At 69.7% G+C, this 14,510-nt stretch carries 13 protein-coding genes; 7 read left to right on the forward strand and 6 right to left on the reverse strand.

Annotation, left to right across the window (positions count from 1 at the left end):
• Positions 1-34: 34 nt before the first annotated feature.
• Complete coding sequence (locus ACKTT0_RS07045) at positions 35-958, forward strand: phosphoribosyltransferase family protein (protein ID WP_407849241.1); 924 nt, start codon at positions 35-37, stop codon at positions 956-958.
• 650 nt (positions 959-1,608) lie between these two features.
• Here the strand turns inward: ACKTT0_RS07045 and ACKTT0_RS07050 are convergent.
• Positions 1,609-2,508 (reverse strand): NAD(P)-dependent oxidoreductase, encoded by a 900-nt coding sequence (locus ACKTT0_RS07050; RefSeq protein WP_407849242.1) that lies wholly within the window; start codon positions 2,506-2,508, stop codon positions 1,609-1,611.
• A 69-nt stretch (positions 2,509-2,577) separates the two neighbouring features.
• Entirely contained in the window at positions 2,578-3,546 is a 969-nt protein-coding gene (locus ACKTT0_RS07055; protein ID WP_407849243.1) for a Bug family tripartite tricarboxylate transporter substrate binding protein, read from the reverse strand.
• 156 nt (positions 3,547-3,702) lie between these two features.
• Between ACKTT0_RS07055 and ACKTT0_RS07060 the strand changes: the two genes are divergently transcribed.
• Positions 3,703-4,602 carry a LysR family transcriptional regulator gene (locus ACKTT0_RS07060; RefSeq protein WP_407849244.1) on the forward strand — a complete coding sequence of 300 codons (900 nt, stop codon included), beginning with the start codon at positions 3,703-3,705 and terminating at the stop codon, positions 4,600-4,602.
• Positions 4,603-4,609: 7 nt separating this feature from the next.
• Here the strand turns inward: ACKTT0_RS07060 and ACKTT0_RS07065 are convergent, their stop codons facing one another.
• Positions 4,610-5,509, reverse strand: a complete 900-nt coding sequence (locus ACKTT0_RS07065; protein WP_407849245.1) for a LysR family transcriptional regulator — start codon at positions 5,507-5,509, stop codon at positions 4,610-4,612.
• A gap of 112 nt (positions 5,510-5,621) precedes the next feature.
• On the opposite strand from ACKTT0_RS07065, the gene ACKTT0_RS07070 reads away from it, so the two are divergent.
• Entirely contained in the window at positions 5,622-6,836 is a 1,215-nt protein-coding gene (locus ACKTT0_RS07070) for an alpha-hydroxy acid oxidase (RefSeq protein WP_407849246.1), read from the forward strand.
• 13 nt (positions 6,837-6,849) lie between these two features.
• Here the strand turns inward: ACKTT0_RS07070 and ACKTT0_RS07075 are convergent, their stop codons facing one another.
• The 3 genes from ACKTT0_RS07075 to ACKTT0_RS07085 form a co-directional block, all read right to left on the reverse strand.
• Positions 6,850-7,821: an alpha/beta hydrolase gene (locus ACKTT0_RS07075; protein ID WP_407849247.1), complete on the reverse strand. Its 972-nt coding sequence runs from the start codon at positions 7,819-7,821 to the stop codon at positions 6,850-6,852.
• Positions 7,800-9,020, reverse strand: a complete 1,221-nt coding sequence (locus ACKTT0_RS07080) for an ABC transporter substrate-binding protein (RefSeq protein ID WP_407849248.1) — start codon at positions 9,018-9,020, stop codon at positions 7,800-7,802. The genes ACKTT0_RS07075 and ACKTT0_RS07080 overlap by 22 nt, the downstream gene beginning before the upstream one ends.
• A gap of 124 nt (positions 9,021-9,144) precedes the next feature.
• On the reverse strand, positions 9,145-9,699 hold the full coding sequence (locus ACKTT0_RS07085; protein WP_407849249.1) for an Hsp20/alpha crystallin family protein: 555 nt from the start codon (positions 9,697-9,699) through the stop codon (positions 9,145-9,147).
• 230 nt (positions 9,700-9,929) lie between these two features.
• Here ACKTT0_RS07085 and ACKTT0_RS07090 point away from each other — a divergent pair, with 230 nt between their 5' ends.
• From ACKTT0_RS07090 to ACKTT0_RS07105, 4 genes are read left to right on the forward strand one after another with little or no spacing between them, the layout of a single operon-like run.
• Positions 9,930-11,483 (forward strand): alpha-amylase family glycosyl hydrolase, encoded by a 1,554-nt coding sequence (locus ACKTT0_RS07090; protein ID WP_407849250.1) that lies wholly within the window; start codon positions 9,930-9,932, stop codon positions 11,481-11,483.
• 2 nt (positions 11,484-11,485) lie between these two features.
• Positions 11,486-13,117 (forward strand): alpha-amylase family protein, encoded by a 1,632-nt coding sequence (locus ACKTT0_RS07095; protein ID WP_407849251.1) that lies wholly within the window; start codon positions 11,486-11,488, stop codon positions 13,115-13,117.
• Between the two features lie 18 nt (positions 13,118-13,135).
• Positions 13,136-13,510 (forward strand): sensory rhodopsin transducer, encoded by a 375-nt coding sequence (locus tag ACKTT0_RS07100; RefSeq protein WP_407849252.1) that lies wholly within the window; start codon positions 13,136-13,138, stop codon positions 13,508-13,510.
• 24 nt (positions 13,511-13,534) lie between these two features.
• Positions 13,535-14,509: a TIGR03885 family FMN-dependent LLM class oxidoreductase gene (locus tag ACKTT0_RS07105; protein ID WP_407849253.1), complete on the forward strand. Its 975-nt coding sequence runs from the start codon at positions 13,535-13,537 to the stop codon at positions 14,507-14,509.
• Position 14,510 lies beyond the last annotated feature (1 nt).

The raw sequence follows: 14,510 nt of genomic DNA on the forward strand, positions 1-14,510 counted from the left end.
ATTCCTGCGCTATCCGCCACCCGCCAGGTGCTCCATGGCTACATCGCCCAGCGCTTTCCCTTATGACTATGCCCGGGTCGAGCAGGTCGTCGCCGGGCACGTGCCCACCTGGCGCCCGATGGGTTTCGCCGGCGTGGTCGCCATTGCGCGGGGCGGCCTGGCGCCAGCCCTGATCGCCAGCGCGGCGCTCGACCTGCCGCTGTATGCGCTCTCGTACGACCGGCGGGCGCGGCGCGTCTCCTGGTTCACCGCCCAGACGCCGCCACACGGCGCGCGCGTGCTGGTGGTCGAGGACATCGCCGGGCGCGGCACCACGCTGTCGGACAGCCTCGAGTTCCTGGCCGCGCGCGGCCACGCCTTCAGCGTCTTCACCCTGGCCTACGACGCCGAGTCGCGCGTGCGGCCGGATTTCGGGGTCGAGATCCCGCCCGGCTTCCGCGCCTGGTTCCCCTGGGAACGCGAGTCCATCACCGCCGCGTACGACGCCACCGGCAATCTGCCCGACCAGCCGGCCCGCGCCTATGCCTCGTGGGCGATCGACCTGGACGGCATCCTGCTGCCCGACCTGCCCGCCGATGCATATGCGGCCGACCTGGCCGACACGCTGGCGCGGCGCGACCTGCTGACGCCCAGCGCGATCCTGCCGGGCCGCGACTTGAGCCGGCTGCCCATCATCACCGGGCGGCCGGAACAGGACCGCGCCCGCACCCAGGACTGGCTGCATCGCCACGGCTTCCACGGCCCGCTGGTAATGCGCGACGCCGACCGCCACAGCGCCGCGCAGACGGCCGAGCACAAGGCGCAGGCCATCATCGCCGGGCGCCACACGCACTTCATCGAAAGCGACATGGCCCAGGCCCTGGAAATCGCGCGGCGCGTCCAGGTGGCGCGCGTCTATTGGTGGAACGGCGTCACCGCCCTGGCGGTCTACGCCAGCCAGGCCGCGGACCTGATCTGAAGCGCCGCGCAGTGCGCGCGGCCGCCCGGTATCCCGTGCGAGTGCCGGCCCAGGGGCTCCCGCCTCGGCTGTCTCCCTGCGTCAGGTGTCTGACACCCCACGCAATGCCCGCTGCATGGGAAGGCCGTCTCATGGGGTGTCAGACACCTTGCGGCATGGTGTGTCTGCCCCGCTCGCCGGGCTCATCGTCTACCGGGGCGGCGCGGCCATCTCCGCGATCAGCTGTCCCACCGCGCTCCAGTCATCTTCGCGTCAGGTGTCTGACACCCCACGCAATGCCCGCTGCATGGAAGGGCCATCTCATGGGGTGTCAGACACCTTGCACGGGTGTCGTGCGTCTATCGGTGAAACGGAGCCACCGCCCTGGCGGCCTATCCGCGTCACGTATCTCCCTGCGTCAGGTGTCTGACACCCCACGCAATGCCCGCTGCATGGAAAGGCCATCTCATAGGGTGTCAGACACCTTGCACAGGCGCCGTGCGCCTATCGGCGAAACGGAGCCAGCGCCCTGGCGGCCTATCGGCGTCACGTATCTCCCTGCGTCAGGTGTCTGACACCCCGCGCAATGCCCGCTGCATGGGAAGGCCGTCTCATGGGGTGTCAGACACCTTGCGGCATGGTGTGTCTGCCCCCCTCGCCGGGCTCATCGTCTACCGGGGCGGCGCGGCCATCTCCGCGATCAGCTGTCCCACCGCGCTCCAGTCATCTTCGGCGTGGCCGGTATTGCACAAGGCTTCCAGCCACTGCAGCGTGGTCGATGCGACCGGCAGGCAGGCGCCGGCGTCGCGCGCGGCATCCAGGGCCAGGCGCAGGTCTTTGCGCATCAGGCCGGCGCGAAAGCCCGGCTTGAAGTCGCGCTGCAGGATGCGCACGGCGTTCTTCTCCAGCACGGCGCTGCGCGCCGCGCCGCCCAGCAGCGCCTCGCGCACGACCGCCGGATCGACGCCGCTGCTGTGCGCCAGCGCGAACGCTTCCGCCACGCCCAGCATGACGGCGCTGACGGCGACCTGGTTGCAGGCCTTGGCGACTTGTCCCGCGCCGTTGTCGCCGACGCGCAGCACGCGCGACGCAATCACTTGCAGATAGGGCAGGCACGCCGCGAACGCGGCTTCCGAAGCGCCCACCATGCAGCTCAGCGTGCCCTGCTCGGCCGCCTGCTGGCCGCCGCTGACGGGCGCATCCAGCAGCGCCACCTGGCGTTCGGCCAGGCGCCGGGCGTGCTCGCGCGTGGCGGATGCCGAGATGGTGCTGGTGTCGATCACGAACGCGCCGGCCGGCAGACTGGCTGCCAGGCCCTGCGGGCCGAACAGCACGGACTCGACGGCCGCCGTATCCGACAGGCACAGCATCACCACGCGCGCCATGCCGCCCAGCTCGGCCGGCGTGGCCGCCCGGCGCGCGCCCGCCTCCGCCAACGGCGTTTCGGCTGCGCGGCTGCGGTTGTGCACGACCACGTCATGCCCGGCGCGCAGCAGCGAGGCGGCCATGCCCCGTCCCATCACGCCCAGTCCGATGAATCCGATGGTGTCGCGCGTCGCGCTCGATGTCATGCCGAGTTCCTCTGAATACGTCGTGAATGCAGCAGCGCGCGGGGCGGGCCCCGCTCCGCGCGGGCCTGCCTACTTGTGCGCGGTGCGGGTGGCGGCCAGCGAATCGCCGATCAGCGCATAGCTCTCGTCGATTTCCTTCTGGAAAGCGGGGCCGTCGGCGTAATCGGTAGTGAGTCCGCTGCGCGCGGTGTACGCCTTCCATGACGGGCTTTGCAGCGCGTCGTGGAATACGCGGTTCAGGTAGCGGTACACCGGCTCGGGCAGCCCGGCCGGCGCCAGCAGCCCCTTCATGTTGTCCAGCGCGATGGGATAGCCCAGCTCGGTCATGGTGGGCGTGTCGGGCAGCGACGCCACGCGCGACCGCGAGAAGACGGCAATCGGCCGGATCTTGCCGGCATCGATCAGCCCTCGCACTTCTTCGGGCGCCCCGAACGCCATGTCGACCTCGCCCGCCGCCAGGGCGGTCAGCGACGCGGCCGCGCCCTTGTACGGCACATGCAGGAAGCGCAGGCCGCTGTTGGCCTCGAACGCCAGCATGGTCGAATGGAACAGGCTGCCGTTGCCGGTCGAGCCATAACTCAGCGCCTCCGGCTTGCCCTGCGCGGCGGCAATCAAGGCCTTCATGTCGGGGTAAGGCGACTTGACGTTCACGGCCAGCACGGACGGCAGGCGGGCCGCCTTCAGCACCGGCGTGAAATCGCGGCGCGGATCGTATGGAATCTTCTGGTGATTGCCGACCGAAGTCGTTTCACTGCCGCCGCCCACGAAAAGCTTGTAGCCGTCGGGCTTGGCCTCGGCGATTTCCTGCGCGGCCAATGCGCCGGCCGCGCCCGGCTTGTTGATCACCACCACCGGCACCGGCACGGTGTCCTTGACCGCTTCCGACAGCTGGCGGGCGATCTGGTCGGCCGAGCCGCCCGGCGCGAAGCCGACCAGGATCTCGATGGGCCGGGTGGGCGTCCAATCCTGCGCGACCGTGGGGCCGGCCGATGCGGCGGCCAGCAGCGCGCCGGCCAGCCATTTGCTGGCTGTGCTCATGGGGTCTCCTCCGCTTCCGGGGAAGCGCTCTTGTCGTTATCGATCCAGGCACTCTAGCAACAACGAACATGAGAAGAAAGTGATAAATTTCCCTCGACTTTCATCGCTTTTCTTCATGAAAAATGCATACGGGTGCCAGACCCACGAGATAGGGACATGACTTTCAAGCAACTCGAGGCGTTCTACGCGGCGGCCCTGTCATCGAGCTTCGCGGCCGCCGCCGCGCACATCCACCTGTCCCAGTCGTCGCTGTCCAAGCGCATCACCGAGCTCGAGGCCGACCTGGGCAAGACATTGTTCGACCGCAGTGGCCACCGTTCGGTGCTGACCCGCGAAGGCGAAGCCCTGCTGCCGCTGGCGCGCGAGATCCTCAGCGCCGCCAACCGGGCGCGCGCCGCGGTGGGCACCGATGACGGCCTGCAGGGCGTATGCCGCTTCGGCATGGGCGAACTCGCGGCGATGAGCTGGCTGCCCAAGTTCGTGGCCCGCTGCCGGGCCGACTATCCCCAGCTGCGGCTGGAGCCGCACGTGGATGTCGGCCAGAACCTCGAACGCCGGGTCGAGGCCGGCGAACTCGATTTCGCGGTCGTGGCGGGATGGTCGTCGCGCCCCTCCATCGCCTCGCACACCATTGCCGAAGTCCGCTACACCTGGGCCGGCGCCTCGGCGCAGCTCGACGGGCTGCGGGTGCTCACGCCCGCCAGCCTGCAGGACATGACGGTCATCACCATGCCGCCCGGCGCGGGCTCCACCCGCATCTTCGAAGCCTGGCTGCAAGAGAACAATCTCAGCGTGTCGCGCCAGCTGACCTGCAACAACATGGGCGCCATCGCCGGCATGGTGGCGGCCGGAGTGGGGGTGGGGTTCTTCCCCGAGGGATGGCTGCGCACGCTGTACGACAAGCACGCGATCCGGGCCATCGAGAGCGACCCGCCGCTACGGCGGCTGCATTACTCGTTCCAGTGCCGCCGCGACGACATCCGTCCGCTGGTGGCCGCAATGCGCGAGCGCGTCATGGCGGAAGTGGACTTCGCCGCTCCGCATCCCTTGTGGTGAAGCCGCGCTACAGCAGGCAGGGCGGGCGGTCGAAATCGGCAGCCTGCGCGGCCAGCTCGCGCAGTTGGCGCACCATGGGGCGCGTATCGTCGCGCCGCCATTGAAAGGTGTATGCGAGCGGCCGCAACGGCGGCAGCTCCGGCAGCGCCGCCAGGTGGCCTCGCTGGATCAGCGCGGCGGCCCAGGCCCGCGGCAGGAAACCGACGCCCAGCCCTTCCTTCAGCATGCCGGCCACCGCGCCCAGGTTCTCGCAAGTCATGCGCCGCCCCACCGACACCTGGTGCTCGGTCAGCCATTCGTCCAGTATGCGCACCGTGCCGGCGCTGTTGGGCAAGGTGATGAGCGTGCGTTCCGCCACCTGCTGCGCGTGGCGCGGCGCGGCATCGCCGTACAGCGCCGGCGCCGCCACCCAGACGAACTGCACCTGCCCCAGGCCGTGCGAAGCGATCGCGGTGCGCGTCGACGGCCCGGCAATGATGGCGAAATCCAGTTCGCCGTTTTCCAGCCGGGTCTCCAGGACTTGCCCCATGCTGGCATGGGGCTCCACTACCAGGTTGGGGTGCGCGCCCTGGATCAGCGCGATCAAGCGCGGCATCCAGGTCAGCGAGGTGAGCTCGCCCACGCCAAAACGGCAGCGCCCCGACAGGGCGCGCGCATCGTTGGCGCGGCGCATGAAATGTTCGGCGCTGTGCAGGACATCGCGGGCATGGGTCAGCAGCCGGTCTCCCAGTGGCGTCAGGACGGCGCTGCGGCTGTCGCGGTTGAACAGCGCGGCGCCGATCGCCGCCTCCAGCTCGCCAATGCGCTTGGACAGCGACGATACCGAGATATTGAGCCGGCTGGCCGCCACCGCGAAGTTCCGGCAGGTGGCCGCCCAGTAGAAGGCTTCGAGCTGCTTGAGCGTCATTGTTGAAAAAAAGCGAACAAATTCCGACAAATAAAGTCGCTTTATTCTAATCGTCCCGGCCGATATAGTCCCGCCATCCGCCCGGCGCCCGGGCCTGCCTACGGAAAACCTCATGTCCACGCCTGCCACGCTCAACCCGCTGGACGCGCCGCCCGCCTCGGCCTATGTGCCGCCGCGGCACCTGCGGCGCTTCCTGTCGCTGCACGATTTCGAGACGGCGGCGCGCCGCCGCCTACCGCGGCCGATCTTCGGCTATGTGGCCGGCTCGGTGGAAGACCGCCACTCCGAGCAGGACAACCGCGACGCCTTCGGCCGCTATGGCTTCCGCACCCGCGTGCTGGTCGACGTGTCGGCGCGCCGGCAGGACATCGAATTGTTCGGCCGGCGCTACGCCTCGCCGGTGGGCATCGCGCCCATGGGCATCGCCGCGCTGACCGCCTATCGCGGCGATATCGTGCTGGCGCGCGCCGCGCGGGCCGCCAACGTGCCCTGCATCATGAGCGGCTCGTCGCTCATCCGGCTCGAAGAAGTCATGGACGCCGCGCCCGGCACCTGGTTCCAGGCCTACCTGCCGGGCAACGACTCGCAAATCGGCGCGCTGATCGACCGGGTCGCGGCGGCCGGCGTGGAGACGCTGGTGCTGACCGTGGACACCCCGGTGCAGGCCAACCGCGAGAACAATGTGCGCACCGGCTTCAGCACCCCGCTCAAGCCAAGCCTGGCGCTGGCCTACCAGGGCGTCACGCATCCGCGCTGGCTGCTCGGCACGTTCATGCGCACGCTGGCGCGCCACGGCATGCCTCACTTCGAGAACAATTACGCCACGCGCGGGGCGCCCATCCTGTCCAAGCGCGTGCTGCGCGACTTCTCCGACCGCGGACACCTGAACTGGACCCACGTGGCGCAGATCCGCCGCCGCTGGCAAGGGCCCATGGTGGTCAAGGGCATCCTCGGTTCAGGCGACGCGCGGCGCGCGCGCGAGCTGGGCATGGACGGCATCATCGTGTCCAACCACGGCGGCCGCCAGCTCGACGGCGCGGTCGCGCCGCTGCGCGTCCTGCCCGAGATCCTGGAACAGGCCGGCAACATGACGGTAATGCTCGACAGCGGCGTGCGGCGCGGCACTGACGCCATGAAGGCCATGGCGCTGGGCGCCCGCGCCGTCTTCGTCGGACGGCCGTTCAACTATGCCGCGTCGGTGGCCGGCCAGGCCGGCGTGCATCATGCCCTGCAACTCATGCGCGACGAAATCGCGCGCAACATGGGCATGCTGGGAATCACGCGGCTGGACGAGCTGGACAGCTCGTTCCTGGTGCCGCTGGACTGAACGGGGCGCGGCGCTAGCCGACGGCTCCCTGTTCCAGCACCCAATCCGAGATCCGCCGGGCAATGGCGTCGTTGTTGTCGTCCATCATCAGCATGTGGGAATTGCCCGCCACGCCCATTTCGGCCAGCCGCCACGACTCTACCGCGGCGCCGTGGCGCGCCAGGAGGCCGGCGTAGTCGCGGCCGGCCGCCGCCAGGCGCGTCCACAAGGGCGTGGCGTCCAGATAATCGCCATAGACGAACAGGACCGGCTTGCCGGCCACGGCAGGCGTCTCGACCGATTCAGTGAAGCCGGACGGCTCGATGGCGATCAGGCCGCGCACCAGGGCATGCCGCTGCTGCAGGGCGCGAAACGCCACCTCGCCGCCATGGCTGTGCGCCACCAGCAGGCATGGCCCGACCCGGTCCAGCACCGCGCACAAGCCGCGCAGGGCGGCGTCATTGTTGCCCAGCCAACGGGGCACGGCATGCTGGATGAAAGTGTCGAAGGCCTGGATCGGAAAGCGCTGGCCGTCGAAGCCGCGCCGTGCGGCGAAGGCATCGGCCGCGCCGAAGCGGAACAAGGTCCAGCTCTCTTCCGCGTTGCGAATGATGGGCTGCTCGGACCAGACGCTCGCGAACGGCGCCCAGCCGGCCCGCCCGCGCTCCACGTTGTCGACCACGTATACGGCATGGCCCAGCGCCAGGAAATGCTGCAGCCAGCCCGGCCGCCCGTCCGGCGTGGTTTCCCACATCGCCCCGCTCATGCCGCCGCCATGCAGCAGCACCAGCGGTAGGGGCTGGCGGCGCCGCGCCGGGATGAAGTACTGCACATACGCCTGCTCGAAATGGTAGTGGCCGTTGGGGTCGTAGGGCAGCGATGCCGTGCGGGTGAACGCGACGGTGCGGGCCGGCTCGCCCGCGATGCGCACCGGCCGGCCGCCAGCGAAGAAACTGCCGAAATCGGCCAGCTCCACGGGCAGCGTCATGGCCGGGCCTGCGGGCATTGGCTTTCCGCCAGCGGCCAGGCCAGCGCCTGGCCGGGTATGGTGCGCACCACCGTGTAGTAGTCCCACGGCCGCAGGGACTGGTCCGGCGCCTTGACCTGCGCCAGCAGCATGTCGCGCACCACCAGGCCATCGGCGCGAATGCGCGCATTCAGGCTGAAGGGGTCGTCGATGGGCAGTTCCTTCATCTTGTCCATGACCGCCTTGCTGTCGGTCGTGCCGGCCGCCTGCACGGCTTTCAGATAATGCCGCACCGAGCCATAGACGCCCGCCTGCAGGAAGGTGGGCGGATGCCCCACTCGTTCGGCGAACGCCTTGCTGAACGCGCGCGTGCCCTCGTTCATGTCCCAGTAGGACGGCACGGTCAGGTAGGTGGATTGCGCGGCGGCCAGGCCCAGGCTGTGTACGTCCGTCAAGAGCAGCAGCATGGCCGCCAGCTTCTGTCCGCCCTGGCCCAGGCCGAACTCCGCCGCCTGCTTGATCGCCATGATCGTGTCGCCGCCGGCGTTGGCCACCGCCACGATCTGCGCCCCCGAGGCCTGCGCCTGCAGAAGGAACGAAGCAAAATCCGAGGCATTCAACGGATGGAACACGGTGCCCGCCACCTCGCCGCCGTTGGCCTTGACGACCGTCGCCGTGTCGGCGGCCAGCTGCTTGCCGAATGCGTAATCGGAAGCCAGGATGAACCAGCGCCGGTTCCCTTCGCGCACCACCGCGTCGGCCGTGCCGCGCGACAGCGCATAAGTGGTGTAGGTCCATTGCACGCCGTAGGGCGAGCACTGGGCCTGGGTCAGCGCCGTGGTGCCGGGGCTGGAAAATATCACCAGCTTCTTTTTCTCGCGCGCGATCGCCTGCACGGCCAGCGCCACCGAGGAATTGGGTACGTCGACGATCACGTCGACACCGTCGGCGTCGTACCACTGGCGCGCCATGCTGGCGCCGATATCGGGCTTGTGCTGGTGGTCGCCCGACACCAGCGTGACGGGCTTGCCCAGCACCTGGCCGCCCATCTCCTCGATGGCCATGCGCGCGGCCTCGATCGAGCCTTTGCCAGTGGCGTCGGAGGTCACGCCGGCCATGTCGGTGAGCACGCCGATCTTCACGCCCTCGGCGTCGTTGGCATGGCTGGCCGCGCTCGCGGCGAACGCCAGGCATGCCAGCCAGGCCGCCACGCGGCGGCCTTCTGTTCTTGTATTCATGATGGTCTCCCCGCCGCGGCGCGGACGGCGAGGCCCCGGTACCCGGCGCCCTCAACGGTAGCCAGAATCGTCGGACGACGCAACGGGATCGGGCGGCGTGGCGGACGGGATATCCGCGCCGGCGCTACGGGCCGGGTACGCGCCCCTGCGCCGCCGGCTCTTCCAGCGGCGCCGGCGCAGCGCCCTGGCCGATCGCGGTCCCGGCTTGGGCGCCGCCCGCGCTGACCTGTATCTGGTGGCTGGCCGGCGTGCCGGTCTGGCGGGCCAGCCGCACCGTCAGTACGCCATCCTGCAGGTTTGCCCTGGTACGTTGCGGATCGGGCGTGAAGGGCAGGCCAATGCGCCGCTGGAACCGGCCGTAGGTGCGTTCCGATACATGCACGTCGCTATCCTTGCGGGGCCCATTGCCGGTGCGCTTCTCGCCGCTGATCGTGAGTATGTCGCCCGCCAGGCGCACGTCCACGTCGGCGGCCTGGACGCCCGGCAGTTCGGCCGACACGCACAGCTCGTCGCCTTCTTCGCACATTTCCAGCCGCGGCATGGCGTCCGCGCCGGCCCCGGCCGGCCAGTCGCCCGCGCCGAACACATTGTCGAACAGGCGGTCCATTTCGTAGTGCAGTTCCATCAACGGATTGCCGGGCCGGTTCCAGCCCAGCGGTGCCAGGTATCGCATAGCCATCGTTGTACTCCCGGATGTGTGGCCACGGAGCAGGCCGCGCCCGCAACCGCCATACCCGGCTAAGGCGGCCCGGCCGCATCCGCGCCGGGCGTGCCGCCGGGAGCCCGCGAGGAAAAAATGCGCCGCCAGGTAGAACTTGCACTGCGTCGCGGCGGTGCGGCGCCGCATGACGCGGGCACGGCGCTTGCAGCGGCGGGGCGTTCCCCTGCCGGCCGCCCTGCCCTGCCCACATGACTGTCCTCGCGTCCCCCGTCACCGCCCCGTCAGCCTCCTGGTGGAAGAACGCCACGGTGTACCAGGTCTATCCCCGTTCATTCGCCGACACCAACGGCGATGGCGTGGGCGACCTGCGCGGCATCTGCGAGCGCCTGGACTACATCCGCGACCTCGGCGCGGATGCCATATGGGTCTCGCCCATCTTCAGCTCGCCGATGGCCGATGCGGGCTACGACATCAGCGACTACTGCGGCATCGCCCCCCTGTTCGGCACGCTGGAGGACGCCGACCGGCTGATTCGCGAAGCGCACGAGCGGGACCTGCGCATTCTGTTCGATTTCGTGCCGAATCACACCTCCGACCAGCATCCCTGGTTCATCGAGTCGCGCGCCTCGCGCGAGAATCCCCGGCGCGACTGGTATATCTGGCGCGACGAACCGAACGACTGGCGCGCGGCACTGGGCGCGGGCAGCGCCTGGACCTGGGACGAGGCTACCCGGCAGTACTATCTGCACCTGTTCCTGCCCCAGCAGCCCGATCTGAACTGGCGTAACCCCGACGTCGTTCGAGCCATGCACGGGGTGCTGCGCTTCTGGCTGGAACGCGGCGTCGACGGCTTCCGCATCGACGTGGCCCACTGCACCGGCAAGGATCCCAGCTTCGCCGACCACCCGCGCTGCCTGGCCGGCGAACCCCTGGCGAGCTTCAACGACAACCCTTACAGCCATGAAGTGCTGCGCGGCGTCCGCCGCGTGGTGGACAGCTATCCGGGCGACCGCGTGCTGGTCGGGGAAGTGAACATCCGCTCGACCGCCAGCGTGGTGCAGTACTACGGCGCCGGCGACGAACTGCACATGTCGTTCAACTTCCCGCCGCTCGACGCGCCCTGGGACCCGGTCGTGTTCCGCACTTGCATCCGCGAGGTGAACAGCTTGATGCAGCCGGCCGACGCCTGGCCCACCTGGGTACTGTCCAACCACGACAACCCGCGCCATCGCACCCGCTACGGCGGCTCGATGCGGCGCGCCCGCGCCGCCGCCCTGCTGCTGCTGACGCTGCGCGGCACGCCGTTCATATTCCAGGGCGAGGAACTGGGCCTGGAAGACGCGCCCATCGCGCCCGGCCGGCAGGTCGACCCGGGCGGGCGCGACGGCTGCCGCGCGCCGCTGCCCTGGCTGCGCGACGCGCCTCACGGCTGGAATGGCGCGCCCCCGTGGCTGCCGTTCCCGCCTGACCCGGCGGCGCTGTCGGTGCAGGCCCAGCAAGCCGATCCCGAATCGATGCTGCAGTGGTATCGGCAACTGCTACGGGCCCGCCGGGCCAGCGAGGCGCTGCGCCTGGGCAGCTGGGAAGAGCTGCCCTCGCCCGCCGAAGTGCTGGCGTACCGGCGGCGCGAAGGCCGGGACGAGCGCGTCGTGTGCATCAATTTCGCCGACCGGCCGCAGGCGATCCAGCTGACCGGCGCCTGGCGCATCGAACTGGCCACTCAGCCAGGCCGCCTGGGACAGGACTTCGACGGCGTGATCCATGAAGAACAGGGGCTGCTGCTGGCCCCGGCAGGGAGCTGATCATGCAAGACTGGTTCCGCAACGCGCTCATCTACCAGGCCGACGTCACGCATTTCCAGGACAGCGACGGCGACGGCATGGGCGACCTGGCGGGCGTCGCCCGGCGCTTGCCGTACCTGCGCGGCATGGGCTTCACCTGCCTGTGGCTGACGCCCTTCTATGCCTCGCCGTTTCGCGACGGCGGCTACGATGTCGCCGACCATATGACGGTCGATCCGCGCCTGGGGACGCTGGCCGACATGGTCGCCCTGCTGGAAGCCGCCGACGACCTGGGCATCCGCATCATGGTGGACCTGGTCGCGCAGCACACCTCGGACCAGCACCCCTGGTTCCAGGCGGCGCGGCGCGACCGGTACTCGCGCTATCGCGACTACTATGTATGGGCGGACGAACCCGAGCCCACCGAAGTCAAGCCGATCTTCCCCACCGTGGAGGACAGCGTCTGGACCTGGGACGAGACCGCCGGCCAGTACTACCGGCACGTCTTCTACCGGCACGAGCCCGACCTGAACCTGGCCAACCCGGAAGTGCGCGAGGAGATCTACCGCATCATGTCGTTCTGGCTGCGGCTGGGCGTGGCCGGCTTCAGGGTGGACGCGGCCGCGCACATGATCGAGCGCGCCAAGGCCGCCGACCCGCGCGACGAAGGCTATTGGCTGTTGAGCGACATGCGTGCGTACGTGCAGGCGCGCCGCCCCGATGCCGTGCTGTTCGGCGAGGTGGACGTGCCGCCCGACCAGTACCCGCCTTACTTCGGCCAGGGCCATCGCCTGACCCTGGTGTCCAGCTTCTGGCTCAACAACTATCTCTACCTGGCATTGGCGCGCGGCGCGGCGGAGCCGCTGCAGCGCGCCCTGCGCGCCCAGCCACGCGCGCCGGGCAACGGCCAGTACACCGTATGGGTGCGCAACCATGACGAACTGGACCTGGAACGCCTGACGGACCAGGAGCGCGAAGAAGTGCTGCGGCGCTTCGCGCCCGACGAAAACATGCGCATTTACAACCGCGGCATCCGGCGCCGGCTGCCCCCCATGCTGGACGGCGATACGAGCTGGATCGCATTGACGCATGCCCTCGTCATGTCCCTGCCGGGGGTGCCGATCGTGCGCTACGGCGACGAGATCGGCATGGGCGACGACCTTTCCCTGTCGGAACGGCACGCCGTGCGCACGGTGATGCAGTGGTCGGACGAGATCAACGCGGGCTTCTCCAGCGCCGCCCCCGCGGCCCTGCAAGTGCCCCTGATCGACGCCGGCCCATACCGCTACCAGGAGGTCAATGTGTACCGCCAGTCCCTGGACGAGAACTCGCTGCTGGCGCGCATCGGCAAGATGGCCAGGGCCCGCCTGGGCCTGCGCGCCATGGGCAGCGGGCGGTTCCGCGTGCTGGACACCGGCTGCCCGTCGGTGCTGGCGATCGAGCACCTGGGCCCGGCGCGCGACGAGACGATCATCACGCTGGCCAACCTGGCGCCCGAAGCGGTACACATTACCTTGCCGGACGTGCCGATCGAGTGCATGGTCGACATCCTGTGCGACGGCCCGTACGAGCGCCAGGACCAGCGCCCCCATCGCCTGTCCCTGCACGGCCACGGCTACCGCTGGCTGCGGCGGCGGCAGCGCGATGGCGGCTGATCGAAACGAGGAACCATCATGAAAGACATCGGAAGACGCCTGTGGGTCATCGCGGAAGGCTACATCCCGCCCGCCAGCACGGGCAGCTCGCGGCAACTGTCTAGCCACGAGACGGCCTGCATGCTCAATGCCGGCGACCGCGACGCGCAGGTCGAGATCACGCTCTACTTCGCCGACCGCGAACCCGTGGGGCCATACCGCGTGACAGTGCCGGCGCGCCGCACGCTGCACCTGCGCTTCAACGACCTGAGCACGCCGCAGCCCGTGCCCGCGGACACGGACTTCGCCAGCGTCATCCAGTCCGACCAGCCGATCGTCGTGCAGCACACGCGGCTTGATTCGCGGCAGGCCGAACTGGCCTTGATGACCACCACCGCCTACCCGGCCGACTGACGCACGGCGCGCAGGAGTCCTACCATGGGACGCATCGGCTTCCATGCCTCGCACGAGCAGTTCCACCCCGCCGCGCTGCTGGAATATGCCTGCGCCGCGGAGGCGGCCGGCTATGCCGCGCTGAGCTGCTCGGACCACTTCCATCCATGGAGCGCGCGCCAGGGCCAGGCCGGCCATGCATGGTGCTGGCTGGGTGCGGCGCTGGCCGCCACTGCCCTGCCGGCTGGCGTAGTGACCTGCCCATACGGCCGCTACCATCCGGCCGTGGTCGCCCAGGCCTGCGCCACGCTGGCCGCCATGTTTCCCGGTCGCTTCTGGCTGGCGGCCGGCAGCGGCGAAGCCCTCAACGAGCACATTACCGGCCGGCCCTGGCCGCCCAAGCCGGCGCGCCACCGCATGCTGCATGAATCGGTGGCCGTGATGCGCGCCTTGTGGCGCGGCGAAGAGGTCAGCCACGATGGCGCCATATGCGTCGACCGCGCGCGCCTGTACACGCTGCCGCCGCAGCCGCCGCCGGTATTCGCGGCCGCCCTTACGCCGGAGACCGCGCGCTGGGCCGGCGCCTGGGCCGACGGGCTCATCATGGTATCCGGCCCGGCCGGGCGGATGCGCGCCATCATCGAGTCATTCCGCGAGGCGGCCGGCGCCGCCAGGCCGGTGTATGTGCAGGCGAAGATCGCCTATGCGGACCCGCGCCAGGGCGACGAGGCCGCACGCGCCATGGCCTTCCAGCAGTGGCGCACCAACCTGTTCGACAGCGCCACCGCCGCCGACCTGCCCACGCCGGCCGACTTCGACGCCCGCGCCGCCGCGGTCCGCCCGGAGGACCTGGACCAGGCGGTGCGCATCTCCACGGACCTGGATCGTCATGCGGCCTGGCTGGCGCAGGATTTCGAACTGGGCGCCGACTACGTGTTCATCCACAACGTGGGCACCAACCAGCGCCAGGCGCTGGAGGCCTTTGCAACGCGCGTGTTGCCGCAACTCGCCCGGGCCTGAG

It is taken from the genome of Bordetella saccharivorans, from assembly GCF_045862855.1.
GTDB classification, from domain to species: domain Bacteria; phylum Pseudomonadota; class Gammaproteobacteria; order Burkholderiales; family Burkholderiaceae_B; genus Bordetella_A; species Bordetella_A petrii_F.